This window comes from Streptomyces sp. NPDC030820 (genome assembly GCF_055572075.1).
Genome location: NZ_JBVIEB010000002.1, coordinates 570,577 through 597,020, shown reverse-complemented (window position 1 = coordinate 597,020; position 26,444 = coordinate 570,577). Strand labels below are relative to the sequence as shown.

30 protein-coding genes are annotated in these 26,444 nt (G+C 71.4%); 11 read left to right on the top strand and 19 right to left on the bottom strand.

Annotated elements, in window-relative coordinates; translation table 11 throughout:
- Positions 1-12: 12 nt before the first annotated feature.
- Positions 13-918 carry an NYN domain-containing protein gene (locus ACZ418_RS07355; protein WP_468358931.1) on the bottom strand — a complete coding sequence of 302 codons (906 nt, stop codon included), beginning with the start codon at positions 916-918 and terminating at the stop codon, positions 13-15.
- 208 nt (positions 919-1,126) lie between these two features.
- Here ACZ418_RS07355 and ACZ418_RS07350 point away from each other — a divergent pair, with 208 nt between their 5' ends.
- Positions 1,127-1,279, top strand: a complete 153-nt coding sequence (locus ACZ418_RS07350) for a hypothetical protein (RefSeq protein ID WP_194294011.1) — start codon at positions 1,127-1,129, stop codon at positions 1,277-1,279.
- A gap of 55 nt (positions 1,280-1,334) precedes the next feature.
- Here the strand turns inward: ACZ418_RS07350 and ACZ418_RS07345 are convergent, their stop codons facing one another.
- The 4 genes from ACZ418_RS07345 to ACZ418_RS07330 all read right to left on the bottom strand — a co-directional run bounded on the left by ACZ418_RS07345 (position 1,335) and on the right by ACZ418_RS07330 (position 4,528).
- Positions 1,335-1,940, bottom strand: coding sequence for a MarC family protein (locus ACZ418_RS07345; protein ID WP_468358238.1), 606 nt, complete (start codon positions 1,938-1,940; stop codon positions 1,335-1,337).
- A gap of 61 nt (positions 1,941-2,001) precedes the next feature.
- Positions 2,002-2,859: a PHP domain-containing protein gene (locus tag ACZ418_RS07340; protein ID WP_468358235.1), complete on the bottom strand. Its 858-nt coding sequence runs from the start codon at positions 2,857-2,859 to the stop codon at positions 2,002-2,004.
- A 213-nt stretch (positions 2,860-3,072) separates the two neighbouring features.
- The gene (locus ACZ418_RS07335; RefSeq protein WP_468358232.1) at positions 3,073-3,714 is read right to left on the bottom strand and encodes a DUF6758 family protein; all 642 of its coding nucleotides are present in this window, start codon (positions 3,712-3,714) and stop codon (positions 3,073-3,075) included.
- 229 nt (positions 3,715-3,943) lie between these two features.
- A complete protein-coding gene (locus ACZ418_RS07330; RefSeq protein ID WP_468358229.1) occupies positions 3,944-4,528 on the bottom strand; it encodes a suppressor of fused domain protein in 585 nt (194 codons plus the stop codon).
- Between the two features lie 502 nt (positions 4,529-5,030).
- On the opposite strand from ACZ418_RS07330, the gene ACZ418_RS07325 reads away from it, so the two are divergent.
- Complete coding sequence (locus ACZ418_RS07325) at positions 5,031-6,161, top strand: magnesium and cobalt transport protein CorA (RefSeq protein WP_468358226.1); 1,131 nt, start codon at positions 5,031-5,033, stop codon at positions 6,159-6,161.
- Between the two features lie 23 nt (positions 6,162-6,184).
- Positions 6,185-6,700: a hypothetical protein gene (locus ACZ418_RS07320; protein WP_468358223.1), complete on the top strand. Its 516-nt coding sequence runs from the start codon at positions 6,185-6,187 to the stop codon at positions 6,698-6,700.
- A 46-nt stretch (positions 6,701-6,746) separates the two neighbouring features.
- Here the strand turns inward: ACZ418_RS07320 and ACZ418_RS07315 are convergent, their stop codons facing one another.
- On the bottom strand, positions 6,747-7,496 hold the full coding sequence (locus tag ACZ418_RS07315) for a hypothetical protein (protein WP_468358220.1): 750 nt from the start codon (positions 7,494-7,496) through the stop codon (positions 6,747-6,749).
- A gap of 238 nt (positions 7,497-7,734) precedes the next feature.
- On the opposite strand from ACZ418_RS07315, the gene ACZ418_RS07310 reads away from it, so the two are divergent.
- The 3 genes from ACZ418_RS07310 to ACZ418_RS07300 are packed head-to-tail and all read left to right on the top strand — an operon-like array spanning position 7,735 to position 10,799.
- Positions 7,735-9,027: a magnesium transporter MgtE N-terminal domain-containing protein gene (locus ACZ418_RS07310; protein WP_468358217.1), complete on the top strand. Its 1,293-nt coding sequence runs from the start codon at positions 7,735-7,737 to the stop codon at positions 9,025-9,027.
- The gene (locus ACZ418_RS07305) at positions 9,017-9,622 is read left to right on the top strand and encodes a DUF1003 domain-containing protein (protein WP_468358214.1); all 606 of its coding nucleotides are present in this window, start codon (positions 9,017-9,019) and stop codon (positions 9,620-9,622) included. Before ACZ418_RS07310 ends, ACZ418_RS07305 begins: the two co-directional genes overlap by 11 nt.
- A gap of 43 nt (positions 9,623-9,665) precedes the next feature.
- On the top strand, positions 9,666-10,799 hold the full coding sequence (locus ACZ418_RS07300) for an Mrp/NBP35 family ATP-binding protein (RefSeq protein ID WP_468358211.1): 1,134 nt from the start codon (positions 9,666-9,668) through the stop codon (positions 10,797-10,799).
- Positions 10,800-10,880: 81 nt separating this feature from the next.
- On the opposite strand, the gene ACZ418_RS07295 is transcribed toward ACZ418_RS07300, so the two are convergent.
- The 5 genes from ACZ418_RS07295 to sigE form a co-directional block, all read right to left on the bottom strand.
- Entirely contained in the window at positions 10,881-11,546 is a 666-nt protein-coding gene (locus ACZ418_RS07295) for a hypothetical protein (RefSeq protein WP_468358208.1), read from the bottom strand.
- Positions 11,547-11,784: 238 nt separating this feature from the next.
- Complete coding sequence (locus tag ACZ418_RS07290; protein WP_468358205.1) at positions 11,785-12,246, bottom strand: sec-independent translocase; 462 nt, start codon at positions 12,244-12,246, stop codon at positions 11,785-11,787.
- Positions 12,247-12,330: 84 nt separating this feature from the next.
- On the bottom strand, positions 12,331-14,055 hold the full coding sequence (locus ACZ418_RS07285) for a S1C family serine protease (protein ID WP_468358202.1): 1,725 nt from the start codon (positions 14,053-14,055) through the stop codon (positions 12,331-12,333).
- Between the two features lie 133 nt (positions 14,056-14,188).
- Complete coding sequence (locus ACZ418_RS07280) at positions 14,189-15,241, bottom strand: anti-sigma factor family protein (RefSeq protein WP_468358199.1); 1,053 nt, start codon at positions 15,239-15,241, stop codon at positions 14,189-14,191.
- A complete protein-coding gene (sigE, locus tag ACZ418_RS07275) occupies positions 15,238-15,948 on the bottom strand; it encodes an RNA polymerase sigma factor SigE (protein ID WP_228623347.1) in 711 nt (236 codons plus the stop codon). The genes ACZ418_RS07280 and sigE overlap by 4 nt, the downstream gene beginning before the upstream one ends.
- A 246-nt stretch (positions 15,949-16,194) precedes the next feature.
- On the opposite strand from sigE, the gene ACZ418_RS07270 reads away from it, so the two are divergent.
- Positions 16,195-16,893 (top strand): O-methyltransferase, encoded by a 699-nt coding sequence (locus tag ACZ418_RS07270; RefSeq protein ID WP_468358928.1) that lies wholly within the window; start codon positions 16,195-16,197, stop codon positions 16,891-16,893.
- An 84-nt stretch (positions 16,894-16,977) separates the two neighbouring features.
- On the opposite strand, the gene ACZ418_RS07265 is transcribed toward ACZ418_RS07270, so the two are convergent.
- On the bottom strand, positions 16,978-17,145 hold the full coding sequence (locus ACZ418_RS07265; protein WP_018544333.1) for a DUF3117 domain-containing protein: 168 nt from the start codon (positions 17,143-17,145) through the stop codon (positions 16,978-16,980).
- A gap of 144 nt (positions 17,146-17,289) precedes the next feature.
- Positions 17,290-17,454, bottom strand: a complete 165-nt coding sequence (locus tag ACZ418_RS07260) for a hypothetical protein (RefSeq protein WP_468358195.1) — start codon at positions 17,452-17,454, stop codon at positions 17,290-17,292.
- A gap of 62 nt (positions 17,455-17,516) precedes the next feature.
- Between ACZ418_RS07260 and chcB the strand changes: the two genes are divergently transcribed.
- Entirely contained in the window at positions 17,517-18,320 is an 804-nt protein-coding gene (gene chcB / locus ACZ418_RS07255; RefSeq protein WP_468358192.1) for a 2-cyclohexenylcarbonyl CoA isomerase, read from the top strand.
- A 452-nt stretch (positions 18,321-18,772) separates the two neighbouring features.
- Here chcB and ACZ418_RS07250 read toward each other — a convergent pair whose 3' ends face one another.
- The 3 genes from ACZ418_RS07250 to ACZ418_RS07240 are packed head-to-tail and all read right to left on the bottom strand — an operon-like array spanning position 18,773 to position 20,363.
- Entirely contained in the window at positions 18,773-19,414 is a 642-nt protein-coding gene (locus tag ACZ418_RS07250; protein WP_468358925.1) for a GNAT family N-acetyltransferase, read from the bottom strand.
- Between the two features lie 5 nt (positions 19,415-19,419).
- The gene (locus tag ACZ418_RS07245; RefSeq protein ID WP_468358189.1) at positions 19,420-20,010 is read right to left on the bottom strand and encodes a DNA-3-methyladenine glycosylase I; all 591 of its coding nucleotides are present in this window, start codon (positions 20,008-20,010) and stop codon (positions 19,420-19,422) included.
- A complete protein-coding gene (locus ACZ418_RS07240; RefSeq protein ID WP_468358186.1) occupies positions 20,007-20,363 on the bottom strand; it encodes a DivIVA domain-containing protein in 357 nt (118 codons plus the stop codon). The genes ACZ418_RS07245 and ACZ418_RS07240 overlap by 4 nt, the downstream gene beginning before the upstream one ends.
- 149 nt (positions 20,364-20,512) lie before the next feature.
- Between ACZ418_RS07240 and folP the strand changes: the two genes are divergently transcribed.
- Positions 20,513-21,373 carry a dihydropteroate synthase gene (gene folP, locus ACZ418_RS07235; protein WP_468358183.1) on the top strand — a complete coding sequence of 287 codons (861 nt, stop codon included), beginning with the start codon at positions 20,513-20,515 and terminating at the stop codon, positions 21,371-21,373.
- Positions 21,374-21,406: 33 nt separating this feature from the next.
- Here folP and ACZ418_RS07230 read toward each other — a convergent pair whose 3' ends face one another.
- Together ACZ418_RS07230 and dapE are read right to left on the bottom strand one after the other, a co-directional pair.
- Positions 21,407-22,165: an LOG family protein gene (locus tag ACZ418_RS07230; RefSeq protein ID WP_468358180.1), complete on the bottom strand. Its 759-nt coding sequence runs from the start codon at positions 22,163-22,165 to the stop codon at positions 21,407-21,409.
- Between the two features lie 134 nt (positions 22,166-22,299).
- Positions 22,300-23,379 carry a succinyl-diaminopimelate desuccinylase gene (dapE, locus tag ACZ418_RS07225; RefSeq protein WP_468358177.1) on the bottom strand — a complete coding sequence of 360 codons (1,080 nt, stop codon included), beginning with the start codon at positions 23,377-23,379 and terminating at the stop codon, positions 22,300-22,302.
- Between the two features lie 97 nt (positions 23,380-23,476).
- On the opposite strand from dapE, the gene ACZ418_RS07220 reads away from it, so the two are divergent.
- Positions 23,477-24,469, top strand: coding sequence for a heavy metal transporter (locus ACZ418_RS07220; protein ID WP_468358174.1), 993 nt, complete (start codon positions 23,477-23,479; stop codon positions 24,467-24,469).
- A 286-nt stretch (positions 24,470-24,755) separates the two neighbouring features.
- Positions 24,756-25,172 (top strand): ATP-binding protein, encoded by a 417-nt coding sequence (locus ACZ418_RS07215; protein WP_468358171.1) that lies wholly within the window; start codon positions 24,756-24,758, stop codon positions 25,170-25,172.
- 79 nt (positions 25,173-25,251) lie between these two features.
- Here ACZ418_RS07215 and ACZ418_RS07210 read toward each other — a convergent pair whose 3' ends face one another.
- Positions 25,252-26,349: a bifunctional succinyldiaminopimelate transaminase/glutamate-prephenate aminotransferase gene (locus ACZ418_RS07210; protein ID WP_468358168.1), complete on the bottom strand. Its 1,098-nt coding sequence runs from the start codon at positions 26,347-26,349 to the stop codon at positions 25,252-25,254.
- Positions 26,350-26,444: the final 95 nt, after the last annotated feature.

Genomic DNA, 26,444 nt, shown 5'->3' with positions numbered 1-26,444 from the left:
CGTCGGACAGGGCTAGTACTGCGTCTGCAGATGCTCCCAGAACCCGTCCCTGAGGGCGCGGCGCAGGTCTGCCTGGCCGCGCAGGGAGTACTGGAGCAGACCCTCGGCCTCGACCAGCAGGTCCTGATCGACGGAGCCGGGGAGGTAGGGATGGCCGGGGAGCAGCTCGACCAGGGCCTCGCGGCCTCGGGACACAAGCCACTTCGCGGCGATCTGGGCGCCGACGAAGCGGACGTCCTCGCGGGTGGGGCGGGTGCCGGCGGTGGCGTCGTAGGCGATGGCCGTGCGGCGGGAGACGTACGGCTTGAAGAACTCCAGGTCGAGGGTGCGTTGGCTGTCGACCTCCCAGAGGAGGGGTTCCGCCTGGTTGCGGCCCTCGGGGGCCTCTATGCCCCACAGGTGGACGCGGGCGCCGTAGCCCTGCGCCGCCTCGACCGCCGAGACCAGGTCCTCGTCACCGCCGAGCAGGGCCGCGTCGCTGATCGCGCGGTGCCTCGCCAGTGATTCGAGGTCGCTGCGGATCAGGGAATCGACGCCCTTCTGCTGGTTGTTGGCGTTGAGGTTGCCCAGGCGGACCTTGACGTCGGGGAGTTCGGCGATGGACTGCTGCTCGGCGGTGTGGATGCGCCGGCGGGCGCCGTCGTACCAGTACACACGCAGCAGGCGGCTGTCCGCGAAGACCTGGCGGGCGCGGTCGATGAGGGCCTCGATCAGGCCTTCGGCGTCGAGATCGAAGGCCCGGCGGTCCTCGGTCCCGGCGACCAGCCGGCCCGCGGCCGCGTACAGATAGCCCGCGTCGACGAAGATCGCGTGGGTGGAGGGCGTCTTCGCCACCTCGGCGAGCATGCGTTCCAGCAGCTCGTTCGTGCGGTCGATGCGGGCACCCAGGGCCGCCAGGTCGTCGTTCATTGCCTCCATTGTCCCGGTGGTCACGCTGCGAACACAACCGCTCCCGATCGGTTCCGCACCCTCTACTTACCGGTCGGTAATTAGACGTTCGAAAAATTTCTTTAGCGTAGGGAATGTTTGTAACACGCGGCAGGTTGACTACTCACGAGGCCGGAAGACACTTCCGGCCCGCCAAGTAGTTCTCCTCAGGAGGATGACCAGACGAAGGGAGAAGCCCATGCGCTTCGAAATCATGCGACTCGACGAGGTCGACGGCACCACCGTGGACAGCACCGTCGTGGACGCCGCCTCCGTCAACCGGATCGTTCAGCAGGCCGCCGCCATCGGACAGCGCCTGTGGATCCGCCCGGCCGACACCCAGGCCTCGTAACGCTCACGCGCTGCGCGCCACTCAAGCTTTCCGGGGGAGCCGAGCCTACGAGGGCTCAGCTCCCCCGGATCACCTGAGTGAGACCGTTGATGATCTGCTGCACGGCGATCGCGGAGAGCATCATGCCCGCGAGCCGCGTCACCAGCACGACACCGCCGTCCTTGATGACCCGGATGATCAGCAGCGAGTAACGCATCACCAGCCACAGCACGACATGGATCGCGAGGATCGCGGACCACACCGATACCTGTGTGGCCACACTGTCGGCCTTCTGCACGGCCAGGATCACGGACACGATCGCACCGGGCCCGGCCAGCAGTGGCATGCCCAGCGGTACGAGCGCCACGTTCACGTCCTTGGTCTGCTTCGGCTCGTCGGTCTTGCCGGTGAGCAGGTCCAGTGCGATCAGCAGAAGCAGCAGACCGCCCGCGATCATCAGCGCGGGGACGGAGACGTGCAGGTAGTCGAGGATCTGGTGGCCCAGGACGCCGAAGGTGGCGATGACCCCGCCGGCCACGCACACGGCCTGGAAGGCCATGCGCTTCTGCACCTTGGCCGGACGGCCGGCGGTGAGGGCGAGGAAGATCGGGGTTATCCCCGGGGGATCCATGATGACAAAAAGGGTCAGAAACAGAGAGCCGAAGACGGCGAGGTCGAACATGGGGAAGTACTGGCCTTGCTGGAAAGGGTTGACTAGGGGCGTGTGAGGGCCGCTGACGGCCTCAGGCCCCGCCGGTCCCCGGCACGGGAAACGCCCCGGTGGCCCGCCGCGTGATCTCCCCGTACACCTCGGGGTCGGTCGCGTACGCGCCCAGCGCCACGGTCTTGCGGCTGCCGTGGTAGTCCGAGGAGCCCGTGACCAGCAGATCCAGGTCCTTCGCCAGGCCCCGCAGCCGGTCGCGCGCGTCGGCGTCGTGGTCCATGTGGTCGACCTCGATGCCGTCCAGACCGGCCTCGGCCAGCTCCGCGATCCGCGCCTGAGGGACCGTACGGCCGCGCTTGGCGGCGGCCGGGTGCGCGAACACACAGACCCCGCCCGCGTTCTTGACCAGCCGGATCGCCTCGAAGGGGTCGGTCTCGTGCTTCTCCACGAAGGCCCGGCCGCCGTCGGCCAGCCACTCCTCGGTGAACGCGTCACTCACCGTCGGTACGACGCCCAGCTCGACCAGCGCCGTCGCGACATGCGGGCGCCCCACGGAACCGCCGGCCGCGATCCGCTCGACCTGCTCCCAGGTGACCGGCACGCCCAGCGCGTTGAGCTTGGCGATCATGCCCTTGGCCCGCGGCACCCGGTCGTCCCGCACCAGCTCGCGCTCGGCGAGCAGCGCGGGCTCCTCGGGGTCGAAGAGGTAGGCCAGCATGTGCATCGAGATGCCGTCGATACGGCAGGACAGCTCGGCGCCGGTGACCAGGGTGAGCCCCTCGGGCAGCGCGGCGATCGCCTCGGCGTACCCACGGGTGGTGTCGTGATCGGTGAGCGCGACGACGTCCAGCCCGGCAGCGGCGGCATTGCGCACCAGCTCGGCCGGGGTGTCCGTACCGTCGGAGGCCGTGGAGTGACAGTGCAGATCGATACGCACGCAGACTCCAGGCGATGACGGACGGAAGGGGACACCTAAGGATACCGGGGTTTTCAAGCCCACTGTCACACCCGCAACCGTTCAGCGCCCTTTACTGGACGAACCCAAAGGGGCGCGGGGCCGTGTTCGATATGCGGCTCCGCCGCGTGGGCGCGAGCAACCACAACGAGACCCGCAGCCGCCAACGACGAGAACCCGGCACCCCAGCAGGCGTCACGGCCGAAGCAAGCGCGGCGACAACGCTCCGAAGGGCACCAGATCCAGCTCCGCCCCCGCGTCCCGCAGATCGGTCAGCACCAGCTCGTCGTACATGAGCAGGCCCGCCTGCTCGGGCCACATCACCGCCCACAGCCACATGCCGAGGGCCTCGCCGGCGAAGACGGCGCGGTCGTCGGGGGTGCGGTAGACGTGCCACAGCGGGGTGGGACGGCCGGCGGCCAGCACCTTGGCCTGGGGCGGCTTCTCGACGTTCATGTACGACCCCGGGTCCGGGCCGTCGATGCCCGCGTACCGCGCGCCGAGGCCGACGCCGAGTTCCTCGGCCACCAGGATGAGCTCACCGGGGCCGCCCAGCGGGCCGGGCCCGGAGCAGGCGACGGCGGTCGCGCGGCCGCCGCTGCGGTCGTCGCCCGCGTAGGCCACGCCCGTGAAGAGCCAGCCGACGGGCAGCGGCCAGGGCATCCACAACGGCACATGCGTGCGGTGCACGACGGCAGCGAGGGCTTCCACACTGGGCGGGATCACGGGCTGCAGCGGATACACCGTGCCGTGCACATCGCACTGCCACGCATCGGCGAAGAGACCGGGCGCCCTGACCCGGCCACCGCACCTCGGGCAACTGGGTTCGCCCCTCATAGGGCTCCACGGTCCTACCCCCGCACGCCCACGTCAAGGACGATCACCCGTCCGGCAAACTCGATGCCACCTACATTGATCGGCTGAGCGGCCGCCTTCATGGGCAGCGGCCTGGTCGAACCGTTCCCGCCGTGGACCGCGTGGGCCCGCACGCCACCGTGAACGGCGACATCGTCTTTGCCAAGTGACCGAACCCAGCCTTGAGTTGGTGAGATCGGTCACTTCCGCATCAGTCGAGCGGGACCGACCTGCGGGCGGGGTCCCTGAGGTCCGTCCCGTTCGCGAGCCACCGCTCCTGGAGGGCCTGGGCGCCGTGCACCCGCTTCCAGGCGGCCTCGTTCGGGGTCATCGGCAGCAGCGGCAGGAACCGTACGGGCTCCATCGGGTCGTCCAGCTCCAGGTCCTCGACCAGGCCGCCGGGCTCGCCCACCAGGACCGAGGTGAAGGGGGCGCCGGGCCACAGCGGGTCACCGACGTCCAAAGAGGCGCCCGGGGTCACGATCAAGCCCTCCACCTGCGGGGACGCGGCCAGCACGGCCAGCGGCCGGAGCACCTTGTCGGTGTCGGCGAGGCCCGCGCGGACGGACAGGACCAGCTCGGCGCGGGGGCCCTTGACCGGGTCGGCGAGCATCGCGGTGGGGTCGGTCATGGGGTGCGCGGACATGCCGAGGGTGGCGTACCGCACGACGTCCCCCTCCTGGAACCGGAGCACCTCGATGCGGTCCGTGCCGAGGAAGGTGACGGCGGCGCGTGCGTCCGGCTCGCCCAGCGCGGTGGTCAACCGTGCTTCGACCAGAGGAAGAACATCAACCATGCGGTGAGCATAGAACTCGTCAGTAGCGGGCAAAGCTGCGCCTTGACACATCGGGCGGCTGCTACGCTGAGCCGGTGGTTCGGGACAGCACGCAGAAGCGTCGCTATCGAGTCCCGACGCCGATGAGACTCCCTTACGAGGGACCGGCCGGAGGAGGTGGGGCTGTCATGGATCGAAGTCGACCGTGCAGTACCACTCGCTCTTCCGCCCGTTGATGTAGTCACTGGCTGGTTTCCGGCTGTCTGACGCCTTCCTGTGCGCGTTGCCCTTCGGAAGAGCACTTCGTTTCGCTTTGCCTGATCCGCCTGATCACCCGATCCGTCTGATCACCAGATCTGCCGATCGCATCAGTTCTGCATCAGTAGCGAAGTCGCCACCGCGACGGTGCGGTGCTCCCCGCTTTGTGGACGTGCCAAACATCCCGCAGTCAGGACGTCCCCATTCCGGGTAGTTCCACCCGTCGCCGGCGGTCTTTCGTTGCCTGTCGCGAAGGAGCCTGCCCATGTCGATGATCCGCGACCTGCGCGCCGTGGTCCGTCCGTCCCGCGTCTCGCTGCGCAAGCCCACGAGCGCGTCGAGCGTGTCGTACGACACCACCCGCGACCCCGCCACCCCGTCGGCCGTGGTCGACTGCGCCGTCTACCGCGACGGCGTGCGCGTGCGCAGCGACAAGCCGCTCAGCCCGCACGAGGCGATGCGGCTGGTGCGGCGCGACGGCGGCTTCGTGTGGATCGGCCTGCACGAGCCGACCGAGGCCGAATTCGCCGGTATCGCGAGCGAGTTCGGGCTGCACCCGCTGGCCGTGGAGGACGCGGTGCAGGCCCACCAGCGGCCCAAGCTGGAGCGGTACGACGACTCGCTCTTCACCGTCTTCAAGACCATCCACTACGTCGAGCACGACCGGCTCACCGCCAACAGCGAGGTCGTGGAGACGGGCGAGGTCATGTGCTTCACCGGCCGGGACTTCTTCATCACCGTCCGGCACGGCGGCCAGGGCTCGCTGCGGGCGCTGCGCCACCGGCTGCAGGACGACCCGGAGCTGCTGGCCAAGGGCCCCTCGGCGGTGCTGCACGCGATCGCGGACCACGTGGTGGACGGCTACATCGCGGTCGCCGACGCGGTGCAGGACGACATCGACGAGGTGGAGACCGAGGTCTTCTCGCCGGGCCGCAAGGGCGGGGTCTCCCGTGGTGTGGACTCGGCGCGGATCTACCAACTCAAGCGTGAGGTGCTGGAGTTCAAGCGCGCGGTGGCTCCCCTGCTGCGCCCGATGCAGTTGCTGAGCGAGCGGCCGATGCGGCTGGTCGACCCGGACATCCAGAAGTACTTCCGGGACGTCGCCGACCACCTCGCCCGGGTCCAGGAGCAGGTGCTGGGCTTTGACGAACTCCTCAACTCCATCCTCCAGGCCAACCTGGCGCAGGCCTCCGTCGCGCAGAACGAGGACATGCGCAAGATCACCGCCTGGGCCGCGATCATCGCCGTGCCGACGATGGTGACCGGCGTGTACGGGATGAACTTCGACCACATGCCGGAGCTGCACTGGAAGTACGGCTACCCGGTGGTGCTGGGCCTCACCATCGCCATGTGTGTGGGCATCCACCGGGTGCTGAAGCGCAACGGCTGGCTGTGAGCGGCGCTGGATAGGCTGGGCGCATGACAAGCGAGCTGCTCGACCGGGCCCTCATCGAGGAGGCCTCCAAGAAGTCCGGCCTCATCTGGGTCAGGGGCGCCGGGGCCGGTGCCGCGCGTGCGCTGTGGCACGTGTGGCACGAGGGCGCGGTGTGCCTGGTCGGGGACGGGCCCGGTGAGCAGCCGCTGGAGGGGCTGGTCGACGGGGGCACCGCCGAGGTGACGGTGCGCAGCAAGGACAAGGGCGGGCGGCTGGTGACGTTCCCGGCGACCGTGTCCGAGCTGCCCTCCGGCTCCGAGGAGTGGGAGGCTGCCGTCGCCGAGCTGAAGGGCAAGCGCCTGAACGCCCCCGACGGCGAGGAGATGCCGGCCCGCTGGGCCCGCGAGTGCCGGGTGCTGCGCCTGGTTCCGGCCGGGTCCTTGGTGCCGTTGCCCGCCGGCAGCCTGGCGGAGGCTCCTGCGCGGACTCCGGCGACTACGCGTCGACCGATCCCGGCGGGCCTGCCGAAGCTTCTCGCCAAGCGCCGCAAGGGACGGTAGCGCCGAGCCCTGCTCAGCCCACGCCTGAGCGGACCCACCCGAACCCCTAGGACGCCGGCAGCTGCTTGCCGTAGTCGACGGTCTCACCCTTCGCAGGCTCGGCGACAGCGAAGTCCTTACCCCAGTCCGAGAAGCTGAGCGTCCCCGCGCCGCCGCCGCGGACCAGGCGGAGGGGATACGGGGTGCCCTCCAGGGAGACGTCGAGGCTGCCCCCGGAGCCCTTGTCGCCGGTGATGCGGATGGTGCGGGTACCCGAGTCGTCGTGGTGGCCGTCCGTCGCCAGTGTGCCGTGCAGGGTGAGCAGTCCGTCGAGGAGGACGTCCTTGTCCGTGAAGCCGCTGAACTTCCGGTACGCGGGGTCGCCCTGCGGCACCTTCACGTACTTGCCGTTCAGCTTCTCGCCCGCGCCGTCGCCGCCGTCCTTGCCGCCGGCCTGGTTCCAGAAGTCCGCGTCGGCCTTCAGATACAGCTGCTTCCCGACCCGCAGCAGCTTGAAGGTCGCCCCCTTCGAGGTCACCGAACCGGTCCCGCCGTCGGCCTTCAGCCGCATGTCCAGCTGGTACGTGCGGCCGCTGGTGACCACGGTGCCGGACAGCCGTACCGCCGATGCCCCCTGGGCGGCCGACCGGGTCTTCGCCTGGATCCGGTCGGCGGGCAGCTTGCCCACGCCGTTCGTCCCCGCGTCCGGATCCTCGCCGCCGCACCCGGTCAGCACCGCCGTCCCCGTCACGGCGCCGACGCAGATCGCGGCGACCAGCGCGGCCCGGCGGGTACGGCCCTGGGGAATCGCAGTCACAGGTGGGGTCGCCTTTCTGACGGTTCCTGAGCGGTGCACGGCAGCGTACCGGTGCCCCGGCCACCCGGCGGAGCCAGTCCGTCCGGACCCCCCACCGGGGCGTATCCGACCGGTACGGGCTAGCCTGAAGCGCACCCGAGCGGGCAAATCCGAGCAATTCACCGATCCATTCACAAAGAAAGCGGAACACCCCACCAAAGGGGGATTCCCAGGCCACGTCAGCAGAGGAAGCAGAGCCATGGCAGCCGGCGCCCCCCGGATCTTCGTCTCGCACCTCGCCGGGGTCCCCGTCTTCGACCCGAACGGCGACCAGGTGGGCCGTGTGCGCGACCTGGTCGTGATGCTGCGCGTGGGCCGCAAACCCCCGCGCCTCCTCGGGCTGGTCGTCGAACTGACCACCCGGCGCCGTATCTTCCTGCCCATGACCCGGGTCACCGGCGTCGAGTCCGGGCAGGTCATCATCACCGGCGTGATGAACGTCCGGCGCTTCGAGCAGCGGCCCACCGAGCGGCTGGTCTTCGGCGAGCTGCTGGACCGGCGGGTGACGCTGGTGGAGACCCGCGAGGAGGTCACCGTCCTCGACGTGTCCGTGCAGCAGCTGCCGGCCCGCCGCGACTGGGAGATCGACCGCGTCTTCGTCCGCAAGGGCAAGAAGGCGAGCGCCTTCCGGCGGGCCAAGGGCGAGACGCTGACCGTCGAGTGGTCGGCCGTCACCGGCTTCTCCCTGGAGGAGCACGGACAGGGCGCCGAGAGCCTGCTCGCCACCTTCGAGCAGCTGCGCCCCGCCGACCTCGCCAACGTCCTGCACCATCTCTCCCCCAAGCGGCGCGCCGAGGTCGCCGCCGCCCTGGACGACGACCGGCTGGCCGACGTACTCGAAGAACTGCCGGAGGACGACCAGATCGAGATCCTCGGCAAGCTGAAGGAGGAACGCGCGGCGGACGTCCTGGAGGCCATGGACCCCGACGACGCGGCCGACCTGCTCGGCGAACTGCCCGAGGAGGACAAGGAACGGCTGCTGAGCCTGATGCAGCCGGGCGACGCGGCCGACATGCGCCGGCTGATGTCGTACGAGGAGCACACGGCCGGCGGTCTGATGACCACCGAGCCGATCGTGCTGCGCCCGGACGCCACCGTCGCCGACGCGCTCGCCCGGGTCCGCAACCCGGACCTCTCCCCGGCACTGGCCGCCCAGGTCTATGTCTGCCGACCGCCGGACGAGACCCCGACCGGCAAGTACCTGGGCACGGTCCACTTCCAGCGGCTGCTGCGCGAGCCGCCCTACTCCCTCGTCAGCTCCATCGTCGACACGGACCTGCAGCCGCTCGACCCGGATGCGGCGCTGCGCGTCATCGCCGGGTTCTTCGCCACGTACGACATGGTCGCCGCGCCCGTGGTGGACGAGTCCGGATCGCTGCTCGGCGCGGTCACCGTGGACGACGTACTGGACCACATGCTGCCCGAGGACTGGCGGGAGACGGAGTTCCTCCTGAACGACGAGAACGAGGGGGTGGGCAGCTATGGCTCCTGAGCGTGACACCGCGACCCGCGAGCGCAACCCGGTGGGCGCCACCGCCGCCACCCGGCCCCGTGCGCCCCGGCTGGACCAGCCGCGCCCGCCGCGCCGCCGGGTGCTGCCCGAGTGGGACCCGGAGGCCTTCGGCCGGCTGTCGGAGCGGATCGCCCGCTTCCTGGGCACCGGACGCTTCATCGTCTGGATGACGGGCGTCATCATCCTCTGGGTGCTGTGGAACATCGCCGCACCCGGCTACCTGCGCTTCGACCAGTACCCGTTCATCTTCCTGACCCTGGCGCTGTCCCTGCAGGCCTCCTACGCGGCCCCGCTGATCCTGCTCGCGCAGAACAGGCAGGACGACCGCGACCGGGTCAACCTGGAGCAGGACCGCAAGCAGAACGAGCGGTCCATCGCCGACACCGAGTACCTGACCCGGGAGATCGCCGCACTGCGCATGGGCCTGGGCGAGGTCGCGACCCGCGACTGGATCCGCTCGGAGCTGCAGGACATGGTCAAGGAGCTGGAGCACCGACGGCATCACGACGGGCATGTCGTATTCCCGGCGGAACGGTCAGAACGGTCTCCGGGACGTGACACAGACGACCGCTGAGGGGCATCCCGGACGCCCCTCGGCGCGCCGTACCATCGTGCTTATGGCTACGGAAGACGCGGTGCGCGAGGCACTGGCGACGGTGAACGACCCCGAGATCAACCGACCCATCACCGAACTGGGGATGGTCAAATCGGTGGAGATCGGGGAGGACGGCGCGGTCGCGGTCACCGTGTACCTGACGGTCTCCGGCTGCCCCATGCGCGAGACGATCACCCAGCGCGTCACCGAGGCGGTCTCCCGGGTGGACGGCGTCACCCGCGTCGACGTCACCCTCGACGTGATGAGCGACGAGCAGCGCAAGGAGCTGGCGGCGGCCCTGCGCGGCGGCCAGGCCGAGCGCGAGGTCCCCTTCGCCAAGCCCGGCAACCTCACCCGGGTCTACGCGGTCGCCTCCGGCAAGGGCGGTGTCGGCAAGTCCTCGGTGACGGTGAACCTGGCGGCCGCCATGGCCGCCGACGGCCTCAAGGTGGGCGTCGTGGACGCCGACATCTACGGCCACAGCGTGCCGCGCATGCTGGGCGCGGACGGCCGTCCCACCCAGGTCGAGAACATGATCATGCCGCCGTCGGCGAACGGCGTGAAGGTCATCTCCATCGGCATGTTCACCCCGGGCAACGCCCCTGTCGTCTGGCGCGGCCCGATGCTGCACAGGGCCCTTCAGCAGTTCCTGGCGGACGTGTACTGGGGCGACCTGGACGTCCTGCTCCTGGACCTGCCGCCCGGCACCGGTGACATCGCCATCTCCGTCGCCCAGCTGATCCCGAACGCCGAGATCCTGGTCGTGACGACCCCGCAGCAGGCGGCGGCCGAGGTCGCCGAGCGCGCCGGTTCCATCGCGGTCCAGACCCACCAGAAGATCGTCGGCGTGGTCGAGAACATGTCCGGCCTGCCCTGCCCGCACTGCGGCGAGATGGTCGACGTCTTCGGCACGGGCGGCGGCCAGCTGGTCGCCGACGGCCTGACCCGCACGACGGGTACGACGGTCCCGGTCCTCGGCAACATCCCGATCGACGTCCGCCTGCGCGAGGGCGGCGACGAGGGCAAGCCGGTGGTCCTGACCGACCCGGACTCCCCGGCGGGTTCCGCCCTGCGGGCGATCGCCGGGAAGCTGGGCGGTCGGCAGCGGGGGCTTTCGGGCCTGTCGCTGGGGCTCACCCCGAAGAACAAGTTCTAGAGAGAAGAACGAGTTCCGAAGAGCTACGACGAAGGGGCGCCGAAATCGATCGGCGCCCCTTCGTTCATGCGTGAGCGGACGTCACGCGTAAGCGGAAACGTCCTTCACCACGGCGAACCCAAGACCGTACGCACTCATCCCCCGCCCGTACGCACCCAAGTGCACCCCCGCCTCCGTGGTACCGGCGAGCACCCACCCGAACTCCGACTCCCGGTAATAGAAAGAGGCCGCAACCCCATCCACCGGCAGAGAGAGCCGGCTCCACTCCGGCCCCTCCAGATCGTCGGCCAAAGCCCACGCGGTCTCGGTCTGCTGCTCCAGCCAGTCGTCCCGCAGGCTGTGGTCCATCTGCCCGGGCCAGGTGAACGACAGCAGCCCCACCCCGGCCAGCCACGCCGCCGAGGAGACCGACGTGGCCTCCAGCAGCCCCGTACCGTCGGCGCTCCTCCGGGACGGCTGCGCGGCCACGGTGACGACCACCGCGAACTTCTCCCGCGGCTCACCGGCGGGGCCGACCTCGCCCCGTACGGAGGGCTCGTCGCCGTGCCCGATCGAACCGTGCTCCACGGCGCCGTCGGCCGCCGTACCGACCTGCATCAGCCAGCGCGGCCCCGTGAACGCCTCGTCGAGGCCGTACCAGGGGAAGGGTGCCTGCAGATAACCGTCGACCGTACGCCGGGCGGAGGGGAGCTGCTGTCCATCCTCCGCGGCCGGCGCCTGCGCGCCCACCCGACTCGTCGTCTCCATCTGCCCGGACGCCTCCTCGCTCTCGTCGGACCGGGATGGCCCGCCCCCCTTCGGGCGTACTCGCCGGTCCGCACAACAACTCGGCAGCATATCCACACCGATGAGAGCCTCAGGGCAGGCGCTGGATGCGTGGGTCGCGCGAACGACCTGTTCAAGCCGTGTGCGACGGGTGCGTGCTATGAAACGCGTCACGTGCGCGGCATACGCCCGCGTGCGCGTGTCGGCGCCGGGGCGTGCGCTAGGTGGCGTCCGCGTCGAACGGCGGCCGCTCGTCCTTGCCGGACTCCTCGGGCTTCTTGGTCATGTCGATCCGCCCCGAGGAGGCCGAACCCGAAGAAGACACGGACGACGGGACCGACGAGGACGACGCTTCGCTGTCCAGGCCGTGGACGGCGTCCGTGACCTCGGCCATCTCCTTCTTCAGGTCGAAGCCGTTGCGGATCTCCTTCAGGCCCAGGTCGTCGTTGTCCAGCTGCTTGCGGATGAACGTCTTGGGGTTGAGGTCCTCGAACTCGAAGTCCTTGAATTCCGGACCCAGTTCGTTGCGGATGTCCTGCTTGGCACTCTCCGAGAACTCGCGGATCTTCCGGATCGTGCGCGTGACGTCCTGGATGACCTTCGGGAGCTTGTCCGGACCGAAGACGAGCACGGCGAGCACGATGATCGTCACCAGCTCCAGTGGCCCTATGTCATTGAACACCTGACGCTCCTTGCGATGTCCTCGGTCGCTCAACGGTACCCGCCGTTCCTGTCCGACCGGTACCGTCCCGAGGTGAGACTTCTGTCAGTTCCGCGCCGCCGCACCCAGTCGGAGCGGGACCTCCTGGTCCGTGCCGCCGCGCCGGACCGTCAGCCGCAGCCGGTCGCCGGGCCGGTGGGCGCGGATCTTGACGATCAGCTCCTCGGCCGTGTGCACGCGCTGCCCGTCGACCTCGGTGATGATGTCGCCCGCCTTGAGACCGGCTCGTTCACCGGGGCCGCCCCGGGTCACGGCCGGGCCGCCGTCCGCGCTCCTGCTGTCGATACGGGCGCCGTCACCGGTGTACGCCATGTCGAGCGTGACGCCGATCACCGGGTGGGTGGCGCGACCGTCGTTGATCAGTTCCTCGGCGACGCGCCTGGCCTGGTTCACGGGGATGGCGAAGCCGAGACCGATGGAACCGGCCTGTTCGCTGTCCGAGTCGGAGCCGCCGTCGGCGGAACGGATGGCGGAGTTGATGCCGATGACCTGGGCCCGCGAGTCGAGCAGCGGCCCACCGGAGTTGCCCGGGTTGATGGGGGCATCGGTCTGCAGCGCGTCGACGTACGAGACATCGCTCCCGTCGCCCTTCTCCCCGCCGGCCGTGATGGGCCGCTCCTTGGCGCTGATGATTCCGGAGGTGACGGTGTTGGCGAGGTCGAAGGGGGCACCGATGGCGACGACGGGGTCACCGACCTGGACGTCGTCGGAGTTGCCGAGGGGCAGCGGGGTGAGCCCGTGCACCCCGTGGACCTGGACGACGGCGAGGTCGTAGCCGCTGTCGCGGCCGACCACCTTGGCCTTGACGGTGTCGCCACTGCTGAACGTCACGGATATCTCGCCGCCTGATCCGGCCGGCGCGACGACGTGATTGTTGGTGAGGATGTGCCCCCGGGTGTCGAGCACGAAGCCGGTGCCGGTGTCCGACTGGTCGGTGCCGGTGACGTGGAGGGTGACGACGCTGGGCAGCGCGAGGGCGGCTATCCCTGCCACGCTGTACGGCGCCCGCCCGACGGGCACGTGCCCGGCCTGCGGCAGGTGTACGTCGTCCCCCAGCCCCTCCCGCTCGACCCAGGCGCCGGCCACCCCGCCGATGCCCGCGGAGACAACGGCGACCACAAGGCTCCACGCGACCAGCAGCCGCCGCCCACGCCGCTTGCGCTGCTCAGCCGTCAGCACCCCGGCACCGGTCTGCTGCAGCGCCCCCTGAGCGAACACCTGCTCCCTGGGCGACCCGGTGGCCCAGGGGTCATACCGCGGACCCGACTCCGACCCTGAGGGGGGCGGTAGCAGGGGGCCTGCGGGGGCGGGGACGCCGGGGGTGTGCGGCCCTGGTACGGGGGCGGGTGTGGGCGCGGGCGCGCCGACTACCGGTGGTGCTCCCTGGGCCGTGGTGACCGCGGGGTGCTGTACGGGCGGTGCGGGCGCCCAGGGGCCCGGCTCGCCGTACGGCGGGGTGCCGTAGGGGTCGGGGTCGTGCAAGGGCTTCGGCCGCTGGGTGGAAGCCGTCCAGGCGCCGTCCTCGGGCTCGGTCGACCCTCCGGCCGCGGCGGCCCCATCCGCCCCGGCACCGCCCGCCGTCCCCGACACCGGCTTGGCCAGCTCGAAGTCGGACTCCGCCGCGGCCTTCGGGCGTGCCAACTCGAAGTCGCCCGGTGTCCCACGCTGCGCGGCGCTCTCCGGCTGCTCCGCGTCGGTTCGGCCGGTCGCTGTCACCCCCGCCGTTCCCTCCGGGGCGTCCTGCGGTGGGACACGGTTGCCCTTGTTCATGCTCTCCCCACGGCTGGCCGCGGCCGCGCGCTTCGGCGGTGGCCGCGGAACGTCGACTACGCCCCCGGGTCAACGCCGCGGGAACGGCCCTCACAGATTCAACCAGGTTCGCGGGCCGTGGCGCAGTGGCCGGTCAGGGGTTCTGGCGGGGGGTGGAGGGGGGCGGTGTGGGAGCGGGGGTGGTGCCAGGGGCGGTGCCGGGGACGGGGGCGGGCAGCAGGCCGGAGCCGGTCACTCCGGGAATCCTGGACCAGGCGGCGAGCGGGTAGACCACGGTGTCGTCGAGCGGACGTATCAGCGGGGAGACCGCGGCCGCACCGGCCAGCACCGGCGCGGTCAGGCCGCGCATGGCGCCGTCGCCCTGGGTACCGCCGGAGCCGGGGGTCGGCAGTCCGGGCACCAGCGGCGCGGTCATCGACGTCGGGACGGCCGGCGTCGGTCCGAACTGGGTACCGCCCTGGGCGAGCAGCGGTCCCACCGAGCGGCGGCGCGGGCTGTCGGGCGTGGCCGAGCCCGCGCCGGTGCCCGCCGAGCGCGCCGGGATGACATTGCTGCCGGTGCCGGAGCCGCCGCGGGGGTCCGCGGTGTTGTCACCGGGGACGGCGGTGGTCACGCCGCCGAGGGCGACCGCGGCCAGCGACACCGCGCCGGCGGCGGCGAACGCGAACCGCAGTCCGCGCGAGGCGGAGCGGCCGTCGTCCGGGCGGCCGACGGGGTGGATACGGAAGCCGCGCTCCTCGGCGGCCGGGACCGGGCTGTCCGGATGCGCGGAGCCGTGCGGGCGGGCCGGGACATAGCCGAACGCGAAGCGCTCGCCGCGCCTCATTCCGAAGACGCCGGAGGTTCCCGCCGGCCCGGTGGTCTCGTCGTCACCCGGGCCGCGGCCGAAGAGTCCTCCCCCCGGCGGCGACATGCCGTCGCCGTCCGGGTCACCTCCTCCGGGGAGGCCCTGGAGGCGGGCCAGGAGGCTTGCCGAGGGAGGCGGCGGGGCCGTCTCCGCGAACACGTTCTTCAGCCGGCGCTGGGCGTCCGCCTCCGCCTTGCACCGGGCACAGGTGGCCAAGTGCGCGAGGACCCGCTCACGCGACTCATGACCGAGCTCTCCGTCCACCAGGGCGGAGAGCCGGTCTCCCAGGTGCTGCTCTGCGAGGTGTGCCTCCGCAGGTTTGGGCCGGGATCCACTCACGCGGTCGCGCCCCCTCCCCCCAGAGCGGGGACACGGGCCACGAAGGAGCGCCGCTCGGCCGCGCGGGCCTCCGGGGACCGGTGCGCGAGCGCCTTGCGGAGCTGGGAGCGGCCACGGTGGATACGGGAGCGGACCGTGCCGAGCTTCACACCGAGGGTGGCGGCGATCTCCTCGTACGACAGTCCCTCGATGTCGCACAGGACGACGGCGGCGCGGAACTCGGGCGCGAGGGTGTCCAGGGCCTGCTGGACGTCGGCGTCGAAGTGCGCGTCGTTGAAGAGCTGCTGCGGGGTGGGCTCGCGGCTGGCCAGGCGCTCGGCCGCGTCCTCGCCGAGGGCGTCGAAGCGGATGCGCTGCTTGCGCCGGACCATGTCCAGGAACAGGTTGGTGGTGATGCGGTGCAGCCAGCCCTCGAAGGTGCCCGGCGAGTACGTCGACAGGGAGCGGAAGACACGGACGAAGACCTCCTGGGTGAGGTCCTCGGCATCGTGCTGATTGCCCGTCAGACGGTAGGCCAGCCGGTAGACCCGGCCGCTGTGCGTGCTGACGATCTCCTCCCACGTGGGCGGAGTCCACGCCTGCCCGTCCGCGTCGGTGGAGAAGGTCGCGGTCTGGGCCTCGCCTGCGGCGAAACCGGCGTGGTGGTCAGCAGCGGTGTCGGTCACGGATTTCGGCCTGCCCGCCGACCCGAGGAAGCGCCGCAGCACTCCACCCCGGTCCCGGGGCGCAGCCGCACCTCCCCTGTCAGCTCTGGTGGTGTCCAGTGGAGCCCCTACCATAGCCACCTCGCCCGTTAGCTCCCCATAAGCGGTTTTACAAGAATTTGATCTGGGCTGATACGGCTCATCCGGCTGCGTCAGCAGTTGCTCGGCGTCCCCATCCACCTCTAGCACCCCCGTCTTACCCCCGTCACGTCCCGGGCCACCGTCTCAACCCTTTAAACGCCTGGTCCTATCTGCGGGTTCCCGCCGCCAACGGATACAGTCACGCCCAGGCAACCACGGGGACAGGAGAGGGTCATTACCGGCAACCGGCAGACGAGCTGGGCGTTCGCCGACGCCTTTGTCGCCGAGGACGACGCGCTGCGGTGGGCCCGCGACCGGGCCCGCGAGGCAGGGCTGCGCTCGGTGTCGCCCGGCACCGGCGCCGCGCTGCGACTGCTCGCCGCCTCCGTGGACGCGAAGGCGGTCGCGGAGATCGGCACGGGCTGCGGGGTATCCGGAATCCATCTGCTGCACGGCATGCGCCCGGACGGGGTGCTCACCACGGTCGACCCGGAGCCGGACCACCAGCAGTTCGCCCGGCAGGCCTTCCGCGCCTGCGGTTTCGCCAGCAACCGGGCCCGCTTCATCCCCGGCCGCGCCCTGGACGTCCTGCCCCGGCTCGCGGACGCCGGCTACGACCTCGTCTTCTGCGACGGCGACCGGCTGGAGTACCTGGACTACCTCGCTGAATCGTTGCGCCTGCTGCGGCCGGGCGGTCTGGTGGTGTTCGAGGGCGTCTTCGCCAACGGCCGTACGGTGGACTCCGGACCGCAGCCCACGGAGGTGCTGCGGCTGCGGGAGCTGCTGCGCGCGGTGCGCGAGAGCCAGGAACTGGTCCCGTCGCTGCTGCCGGTGGGCGACGGCCTCCTGTGCGCGGTCAAGAGGTGAGACCCGCCGCGGGGTCCGGGAGCGCGACTGCCCCGGCACCGCGTACGATGCCGGGGCAGTCCGAAGGACAGGATCGCTGGGACGTCAGACGACGACCTTCTTGAGGGCGTCGCCGAGCGCCTCGGCCTCGTCAGGGGTCAGCTCGACGACGAGTCGACCGCCGCCTTCGAGCGGAACGCGCATGACGATGCCCCGCCCCTCCTTGGTCACCTCGAGCGGGCCATCACCCGTCCGCGGCTTCATGGCCGCCATGCTCGTTCCCCTTCCTGAAACCAGCTCATCGTCTGCCGAGAGCCCTGGGAGGGCATCCGCGGTTCCGAAACGGACACGCGACACCGGCATCGAACACATTGCTTCCCAGCCATTATCCCGCATCGCAGGACCCGATGACCAACGTCAGTAGGCATCGCTTGGGCAACGCGCGCGAGCAAAACCACCCAATTCGGCGATGTGGCTGCGATACTGCACCGCCGCACCGACATCGACCGGCCGACTCCGCTCCGGTTTTCTTTGATGCAGGTCACATGTCGGGTCCGGCCCATGGGCGGCGATCTCCGCCATGCTGTGCTTCGTACAGAGACGTACTGAGCGGTACGTCACCCGCGAACCGGAGGGGATGCGCCATGGCCGACACCGTGCTCTACGAGGTGAGCGACGGACTCGCGACGATCACGCTGAACCGCCCCGAGGCGATGAACGCGCTGAACATCGCGACGAAGGTCGCCCTGCGGGAGGCGGCGGAATCCGCGGCCGGGGACACGGCCGTACGGGCGATCCTGCTGACAGCGGCCGGGGACCGGGCGTTCTGCGTCGGCCAGGACCTCAAGGAGCACATCGGACTGCTCGCGGCGGACCGTGAGACCGGGTCCGGGCAGACGATGAGCACGGTCAAGGAGCACTACAACCCGATCGTGCGGGCCCTCGCCGGGGCGCCCAAGCCGGTGGTCGCCGCGGTGAACGGGGTCGCGGCCGGGGCCGGTTTCGGCTTCGCGCTCGCCGCGGACTACCGGGTGGTCGCCGACACGGCCGCCTTCAACACCTCCTTCGCGGGCGTGGCCCTGACCGCCGACTCCGGCATCTCCTGGACCCTGCCCCGGGTGATCGGCCCGAGCCGCGCCGCCGACCTGCTGCTCTTCCCGCGCAGCATCAGCGCCCAGGACGCGCTGGAGCTGGGCATCGCCAACCGGGTCGTCCCCGCGGCCGAGCTGCGCGCCGAGGCCGAGAAGACGGCGCGGGCGCTGGCCGAGGGCCCGACGGTGGCGTACGCGGCCATCAAGGAGGCGGTGGCCTACGGCCTCACGCACTCCCTCTCCGAGACCCTGGACAAGGAGGACGACCTGCAGACCCGCGCCGGCCAGTCCGAGGACCACGCGATCGCCGTCCAGGCGTTCGTGAACAAGGAGAAGCCGAAGTACCTGGGCCGCTGAGCCCCGACCACCGCAGCGACCGCCGCCCGGCCTGCCCCACGCTCGCTCGGCGCGGGGCGGCCGGACCGACGGCGCCATGCCGTCTTCGGCGCCTCGGGGCAATGCGCAGGGGCTCCGTGCGGGCCAGGCGGTCGGGCCGGGGCAGATCGGCGGAGCCACGGCGGACCGAGCGGCGGCAGACCAGCCCCGGCGACCGCGAACCGAGCGGCCACGGACGGCGGACCGGGCGGCCCTCGCACGCGATGCGCAGGGCCTCCATGCCAGCCAGGCGGTCGAGCCGGCGGCGACCCGCGGAGCCACGGCGGAGCGAGCGGCGGCAGACCAGCAGCACCAACCGCGAGCCGGGCAGCAGCAGACCGGCGGCAGCGACCGCGGACCGGGCGGCCCTCGCACGCGGCGCGCGGAGCCTCTGCACCGGCCAGGCGGTCGGGCCGGGCGGCAGGCTCGGGGGGCTAGCGTGCGACGAGCAGGGACTCCGCGGCCACGGGGCGGTAGCCGGCTGCCTGGAAGGCGCGGATGCTGCGGGCGTTGCCGGCGGCCTGTTGGGACCAGACCCAGTGGCCCGGGGGAACGAGGTGCCGGGCGGCTGTGGCCAGGGCCCGGCCCAGCCCCCGGTGGCGTACGTCCTCGTCCACCTCGACCGCCGTCTCCCAGCGGCCCGCCACACCCCGCCCGAGGACGACCACTGCGCCGTCCGTCGCCCAGACGCGCACGTCGTCCCGGCGCTTACGGGCGCTGTGCACGCGCGGATGGTCCGGGTCGGTGAGTTCGCGCAGGTCCACCGGGGGATCGCCGGGCAGGGAGCTCGCCACGGAGAGCAGATCCACGCAGTCCGTCGTGCGGCCCGTGCGGTGCAGGAACGCGGCCAGGAAGCGGGGGTTCATCGCCGCCGCCAGCTCGTCGCAGTCGAGGGACGCGAGCGTGCTGTGCACCCACTGCGGATCTTCGTCGGTGAACACCACGGAGTGCGCGGTGAACGCGATCACCCCGGCGTCGCGGCGGCTCGGCTGCGGCACCACGGTCGTACCGCCGTCGGGCGCCGGGAAGCGGCCCTGCGCCGCCGCGTCCAGGATGTCGGCCAGGGTCGGGGCGATGGCTGTCAGACGCCCGCTCCTCTCGCCACGCACGCCTCCAGGTGGTCGTCGACCAGGCCGCACGCCTGCATCAACGCATACGCAGTCGTCGGGCCGACGAATCTGAGGCCCCGCTTCTTCAGCGCCTTGGACAGCGCCGTGGACTCCGGGGTCACGGCCGGGACGTCGGCGACGGTCTGCGGGGCCGGGCGGCCGGCCGGGTCGGGGGCGTGGGACCAGATCAGCTCGTCCAGGTCGCCGTCCGCCCAGTCGGCGAGCACGCGCGCGTTGGCCAGCGTGGCGTCGATCTTGGCGCGGTTGCGGATGATCCCCTCGTCCATCAGCAGGCGCTCGCGGTCCTCGTCGGTGAACGCGGCGACCTTCTCGATCCGGAAGCCGGAGAAAGCCGCGCGGAAACCCTCGCGGCGGCGCAGGATCGTGATCCAGGACAGGCCCGACTGGAAGGCCTCCAGGCTGATCCGCTCGAAGAGGGCGTCGTCGCCGTGGACCGGGCGGCCCCACTCCTCGTCGTGGTACGACACGTAGTCGTCGGTGGACAGGGCCCAGGGGCAGCGCAGCGCGCCGTCGGGCCCGGCGAGGGCGGCACCGTCGCTCATCGCTGGTCCTCCGGGTGATCGGGCTTCTCCATGCGGACGTGTGCCGCCGCGGCTCTGGCGCCGGCCAGTGCCGACTCCAGGTCGGCGATACGGGCGTCCCGCTCGGCGAGTTCGGCGCCGAGCCGGCCGAGGACGTCGTCGACGTCCGCCATGCGGTAGCCGCGCGGGGCGACCGGGAAGCGCACGCCGTCCACGTCGGCGCGGCTCACCGGGCGGTCCGGGGGCAGCGGGTCCTGCAGCCGCTCCGGGGCCACCTCGGGCAGCGGGCCGCTGCCGCCGCCGCCCACCACACCCAGTGTCACCGCGGCGACCACGACGGCCAGCGCGACGACCAGGAACAAGAACATCACCATCGCCAGGGTCCCCACGCTCTCTGCCGGACGCTCGGCCGGACGTCGAATGTCTCCGTCGAAACTCTCAGGGTCCGATCGTGCCATGCGAGTCTGACAGTTAGGGTCACAGGCGGCCGCACTGTGGAACGTACTAGGAGAGGTCACAGCGGATGCTCAGGCTGGGCAGGCGGGAATTCGGGCCCCATGAGCCGGTGATCATGGCAATCGTGAACCGGACTCCGGACTCCTTCTACGACCAAGGAGCCACGTTCCGTGACGAGCCGGCCCTCGCGCGTGTGGAGCAGGCGGTGGCCGAGGGCGCCGCGATCATCGACATCGGCGGGGTGAAGGCCGGGCCGGGCGAGGAGGTCACGGCCGAGGAGGAGGCGCGGCGGACGGTCGGCTTCGTGGCGGAGGTACGGCGGCGCTTCCCGGACGTGATCATCAGCGTGGACACCTGGCGGGCCGAGGTCGGCGAGGCGGTGTGCGAGGCGGGGGCGGATCTGCTGAACGACGCGTGGGGTGGCGTCGACCCGGGGCTCGCTCAGGTCGCCGCGCGGTACGAGGTGGGGCTGGTGTGCACGCACGCGGGGGGTGTGCAGCCGCGTACGCGTCCGCATCGGGTGACGTACGACGATGTGATGGCCGACATCCTCGATGTCACCGTGGGTCTGGCCGAGCGGGCGGTCGCGCTCGGGGTGCCGCGTGAGTCGGTGCTGATCGATCCCGGGCACGACTTCGGGAAGAACACGCGGCACAGTCTGGAGGCGACGCGGCGGTTGGACGAGATGGTCGCCACGGGGTGGCCGGTGCTGGTGTCGCTGTCCAACAAGGACTTCGTCGGGGAGACGCTGGACCGGCCGGTGAAGGAACGGTTGATCGGTACGTTGGCGACGACCGCGGTGTCCGCGTGGCTCGGGGCGCAGGTGTACCGCGTGCACGAGGTGGCCGAGACGCGTCAGGTGCTGGACATGGTGGCATCCATCGCCGGGCACCGGGTCCCCGCGGTGGCCCGGCGGGGTCTGGCTTAGGTACCAGGGGGCTCCGCCCCCTGGACCCCCGTCCTAGCGGCCCGCCTCCTTCGACACCAGTGCCACCGCCTCCTCCACCTCGTCCGTGACGTGGAACAGGAGCAGGTCCTTCTCCGCCGCCTTGCCCTGGGCCACCAGGGTGTTCTTCAGCCAGGACACCAGGCCGCCCCAGTACTCGCTGCCGAAGAGGACGATCGGGAAGCGGGTGACCTTCTGGGTCTGGACCAGGGTCAGCGCCTCGAAGAGTTCGTCGAGGGTGCCGAGACCGCCGGGCAGAACCACGAAACCCTGCGCGTACTTCACGAACATCATCTTGCGGACGAAGAAGTAGCGGAAGTTCAGGCCGATGTCGACATAGGGGTTCAGGCCCTGCTCGAAGGGCAGTTCGATGCCGAGGCCGACCGAGACGCCGCCCGCCTCGCACGCGCCCCTGTTGGCCGCCTCCATCGCGCCCGGCCCGCCGCCGGTGATCACGGCCCAGCCCGCCTCCACCAGGCCCCGGCCGAGCCGCACCCCGGCGTCGTACTCCGGTGAGTCCGCCGGCGTACGCGCCGAGCCGAACACGCTGATGGCGGGCGGGAGTTCGGCGAGCGTGCCGAAGCCCTCGATGAACTCCGACTGGATGCGCAGCACGCGCCAGGGGTCGGTGTGGACCCAGTCCGAGGGGCCGCCGGCGTCCAGCAGCCGCTGGTCCGTCGTGCTCGCCGTCACCTGCCCCCGTCGGCGGAGGACCGGTCCCAGACGCTGCTCGTCCGGCGGGATCTTCTTCCCCTCGGGGTTGCCGGTAGGCATGTGCGCTCCCTCCGCTCGGGGGTGGTTCCACCTCAGCGTAGATCCACGCCGGTTACGGAGGGGGGACATGCGTATGTCCGGCACGCGTGCGCCGTACGGGTGTCCTACGACGTCGTACGGCGTCTTACGGCGTCTTACTCGGTGAGCCAGGCGCGCAGGCGTTCCTCGCCCGCCAGGACCTTGGCCGTCTCCACGCGCTCGTCGCGCTTGTGGGCCAAGTGCGGGTTGCCCGGGCCGTAGTTGACGGCCGGGATGCCGAGCGCGGCGAAGCGGGAGACGTCCGTCCAGCCGTACTTGGGGCGCGGGGTGCCGCCCACCGCCTCGATGAAGGCCGCGGCGGCCGGGTGGGAGAGGCCGGGCAGCGCGCCGCCGCTGTGGTCGTCGACCACGAACTCCGTCACTCCGCAGTCCGCGAACACCTCGCGGACGTGCGCGATCGCCTCCTCCTCCGTGCGGTCGGGGGCGTAGCGGAAGTTGACCGTCACCACGCACTCGTCGGGGATGACGTTGCCGGCGACCCCGCCGCTGATGCGCACGGCGTTCAGGCCCTCGCGGTACTCCAGACCGTCGATGACCGGGTAGCGGGGCTCGTAGGCGGCCAGGCGGGCCAGGATGGGCGCCGCCGCGTGGATGGCGTTGGAGCCCATCCAGGAGCGCGCCGAGTGGGCCCGCTCCCCCTTCGTCTTCAGCAGCATGCGCAGGGTGCCCTGGCAGCCGCCCTCGACCTCGCCGTCCGAGGGCTCCAGCAGGACCGCGAAGTCGCCCTCCAGCCACTCCGGGTGGGCCATGGCCACGTGCTTGAGGCCGTTGAGCTCGGCGGCGACCTCCTCGTTGTCGTAGAAGACGAACGTCAGGTCGCGGTTGGGGGCGGGGACCGTGGCCGCGATGCGCAGCTGCACCGCGACGCCCGACTTCATGTCGCAGGTGCCGCAGCCCCACAGCACGCCGTCCTCGTCGAGACGTGAGGGCACGTTGTCCGCGATCGGGACCGTGTCGATGTGGCCGGCCAGGATCACGCGCTCGGCGCGGCCCAGGTGGGTGCGGGCGATCACGTTGTTGCCGTAGCGGTCGACCGTCAGGTGCGGCAGGGCGCGCAGGGCGGTCTCGATCGCGTCCGCGAGCGGCTTCTCGGTGCCGCTCTCGGAGGGGAAGTCCACGAGCTGCGCGGTGAGCGCGGCGGCGTCGAGCGTGAGGTCAAGCGAGGTGTCGGCCATGGCGTCGACCCTAGCGCGCCGCTCACCGGGGCCGGCGGGCAAGCGCTGTCTGCCAACCCCACGTGAGGGTCCGGCGGGCCTCCAGTACCTTGTACGCGTGCCAGAGCCGTCCCCCACCCGTCCCAAACGTCGCGGCCGCCTCTTCCGTTACAGCGCGGCCCTGTTGGTCCTGTGCGGCGTCGCCGCGTACCTCGTGGTGCAGTACGTCACCGGAGGCGGCGGAGCACGCGGCTGCAAGGTGGTCTCGGCCGACGGTGACGCGACGTCGTACGAGTTCACGCCGGAGCAGGCGGTGAACGCGGCGACGATCGCGGCCGTCGGCACCGGGCGCGGGATGCCCGAGCGGGCGGTGACGATCGCGCTGGCGACCTCCCTGCAGGAGTCGGGGCTGCGCAACATCGAGCACGGCGACCGGGACTCGCTGGGCCTGTTCCAGCAGCGGCCCTCGCAGGGCTGGGGCACCGAGCAGCAGATCATGGACCCGGCGTACGCGGCCGGCATCTTCTACGCGCACCTGGCCAAGGTGCCGAACTACACCGATCTGCCGCTGACCAGGGCGGCCCAGGAGGTCCAGCGCAGCGGCTACCCGGAGGCGTACGCCAAGCACGAGCAGGACGCGAAGCTGCTGGCGGCGGCGCTGACCGGGCGCGCGGCGGCCACGCTGACCTGCGACGGTCGCCCGGAGACGACGGCCTCGGCGACGGGTCCGGACGCGGTGCGGGCCGCGCTGGTACGGGACTTCGGTCGGGACGCGCTGCAGGAGACCGGTGCGGAGGTGGGCGGTACGCCGGTGCCGTCGCCGTCTCCCGCGCCGAGCGTGACCGCGACCGCGCAGGGGCGGACCGTGACCGTGCCGGTGCCGCAGGGCACGAAGGTGGACGCGATCGGACGCGGCGAGCGGCAGCGGGGCTGGCAGCTGGCGCAGTGGGCCGTGGCCAACTCCTCGGCGCTGCACATCGAGCGGGTGTCGTACGCGGGCCGGGAGTGGGCCGCGGGAAGCGGCGGCGGGCGGTGGACGGCGGCCGCTTCGAACGGCGCCCGCAGTGCGGGGGCGTCCCTGGGGGCCGTCCGGATCGTGACCGGACAGTAGTACGGGAGATCACGCCGACGGGTTGCGCGGCGCCGGTTCGGGCGGCGGTTCCGACGGTACGGGCACCGCCTCCGGAACCCCTTGGAAATCAAGGGCCGTAAGGATTCTGCGGAATTCGGGCAGACGCTCTTTGCCCGTTTTTATCCACACCTGATAATGCGATGCGTTATCCATTCTTTACCTGGGGCGTCCGCAACCTTCGCGGGCTTCGAGCGGTAGTCACGGCGTCCGGGCCACGACACGGACCCGGACACAGACACCGTTCTCTCCCGTCGAATGGAGCATCATGTCCCTCCCTCTGACCCGCCGGATCGCCCGTGCCGCGCTGCTTGTCGCAGCGGGAGCGGCAGCCGGGGTCGGTGCGGCCGGCTCCGCCGGTGCGGCCACGAACCTGCCGGCGGCGGCACCGAACCTGGGTGGCCTGTCCGCGCTGGACACGGCACACGCCGGCAACACGGTCGACGGTGCCGCGCAGAACGTCACCTCCCTCGCGGGCCACGCGGGCGGCAAGGCGGTCGAGCAGACCGTGCCGGCCGCGGCCAGGACCACGGGCGGTGCCGTGAAGAAGACGACGCCGGTGGCGCAGAAGGCCGCGGGTGAGGCCGCCGGGGCGGCGGGGAACGTCCTCGGGGGCGCCACGTCCAACGTGACGAAGGGCGGGGTGCCCAACCTACCGGTGCAGGGGCTGCCGCTGGGTGGCTGACGGCTCGCTGCCGCTGAGCCGACGGCCAACGGGGTCCAGGGAGTTCCCTGGGCCCCGTTCGCCTGCCACGGCGGCAGTGCTACGCCGTCAGGCGGGAAACCGCTGCCCGGACGCGTTCGTCCGTCGCCGTCAGGGCCACTCGTACGAACTTTTCGCCCGCCTCGCCGTAGAAGTCGCCCGGGGCGACGAGGATGCCCAGGTCGGCCAGGCGGGCGACCGTCTGCCAGCAGGACTCGTCCCTTGTGGCCCAGAGGTAGAGGCTGGCCTCGCTGTGTTCGATGCGGAAGCCGTGGCCGAGGAGGGCCCCCCGGAGGGCGTCGCGGCGGGCGGCGTAGCGCTCGCGCTGCTCGTGGACGTGGGCGTCGTCGCCGAGGGCCGCCACGACCGCCGCCTGGGTCGGTGCGGAGGTCATCATGCCGCCGTGCTTGCGGATCTCCAGCAGCGGGCCGAGGACGGCCGGGTCGCCGGCGATGAAGGCCGCGCGGTAACCGGCGAGGTTGGAGCGCTTGGAGAGCGAGTGGACGGCCACGATGCCGTCGTAGGAGCCGCCGTTGACGTCCGGGTGCAGGACCGAGACCGGGTCGGTCTCCCAGCCCAGCTCCAGATAGCACTCGTCGGAGAACAGCAGCACGCCGTGCTCGCGGGCCCAGGCCACGATGTCCGTCAGCTGCTGCTTCGACAGCACCTTGCCCGTCGGGTTCGACGGGGAGTTCAGCCAGAGGAGCTTCAGGCCCGCCGGGTCCAGGTCGCGGGGGTCGTCGTAGACCTCGTAGTCGGCGCGGGCGAGGCGGGCGCCGACCTCGTAGGTGGGGTAGGCGAGGCGCGGGTAGGCCACCTTGTCGCCGGGGCCGAGGCCCAGCTGGGTCGGCAGCCAGGCGACCAGTTCCTTGGAGCCGACGACCGGCAGGACATGGCGGTGGGTGACCCCGCGGGCGCCCAGGCGACGCTCCAGCCAGCCGGTGATCGCGTCGCGCAGCGCCGGGGTGCCCCAGACGGTCGGATAGCCCGGGGAGTCGGCCGCGTCGATCAGGGCCTTCTGGATCAGCTCGGGCACGGGGTCGACCGGGGTGCCCACGGAGAGGTCGACGATCCCGTCAGGGTGCGCGGCGGCCGTCTTCTTGTACGGCTCCAGCTTGTCCCAGGGGAAGGTGGGGAGCCGGTCGGAGACTGCGGACACGGGAATCAGGCTCTCTTTCGTACGGTGCGGCAAACGCCTCGGTCCCGTACGGCCACGATCTGGGCGATCGGGCCGTACGGGACCGAGGCGGCGCG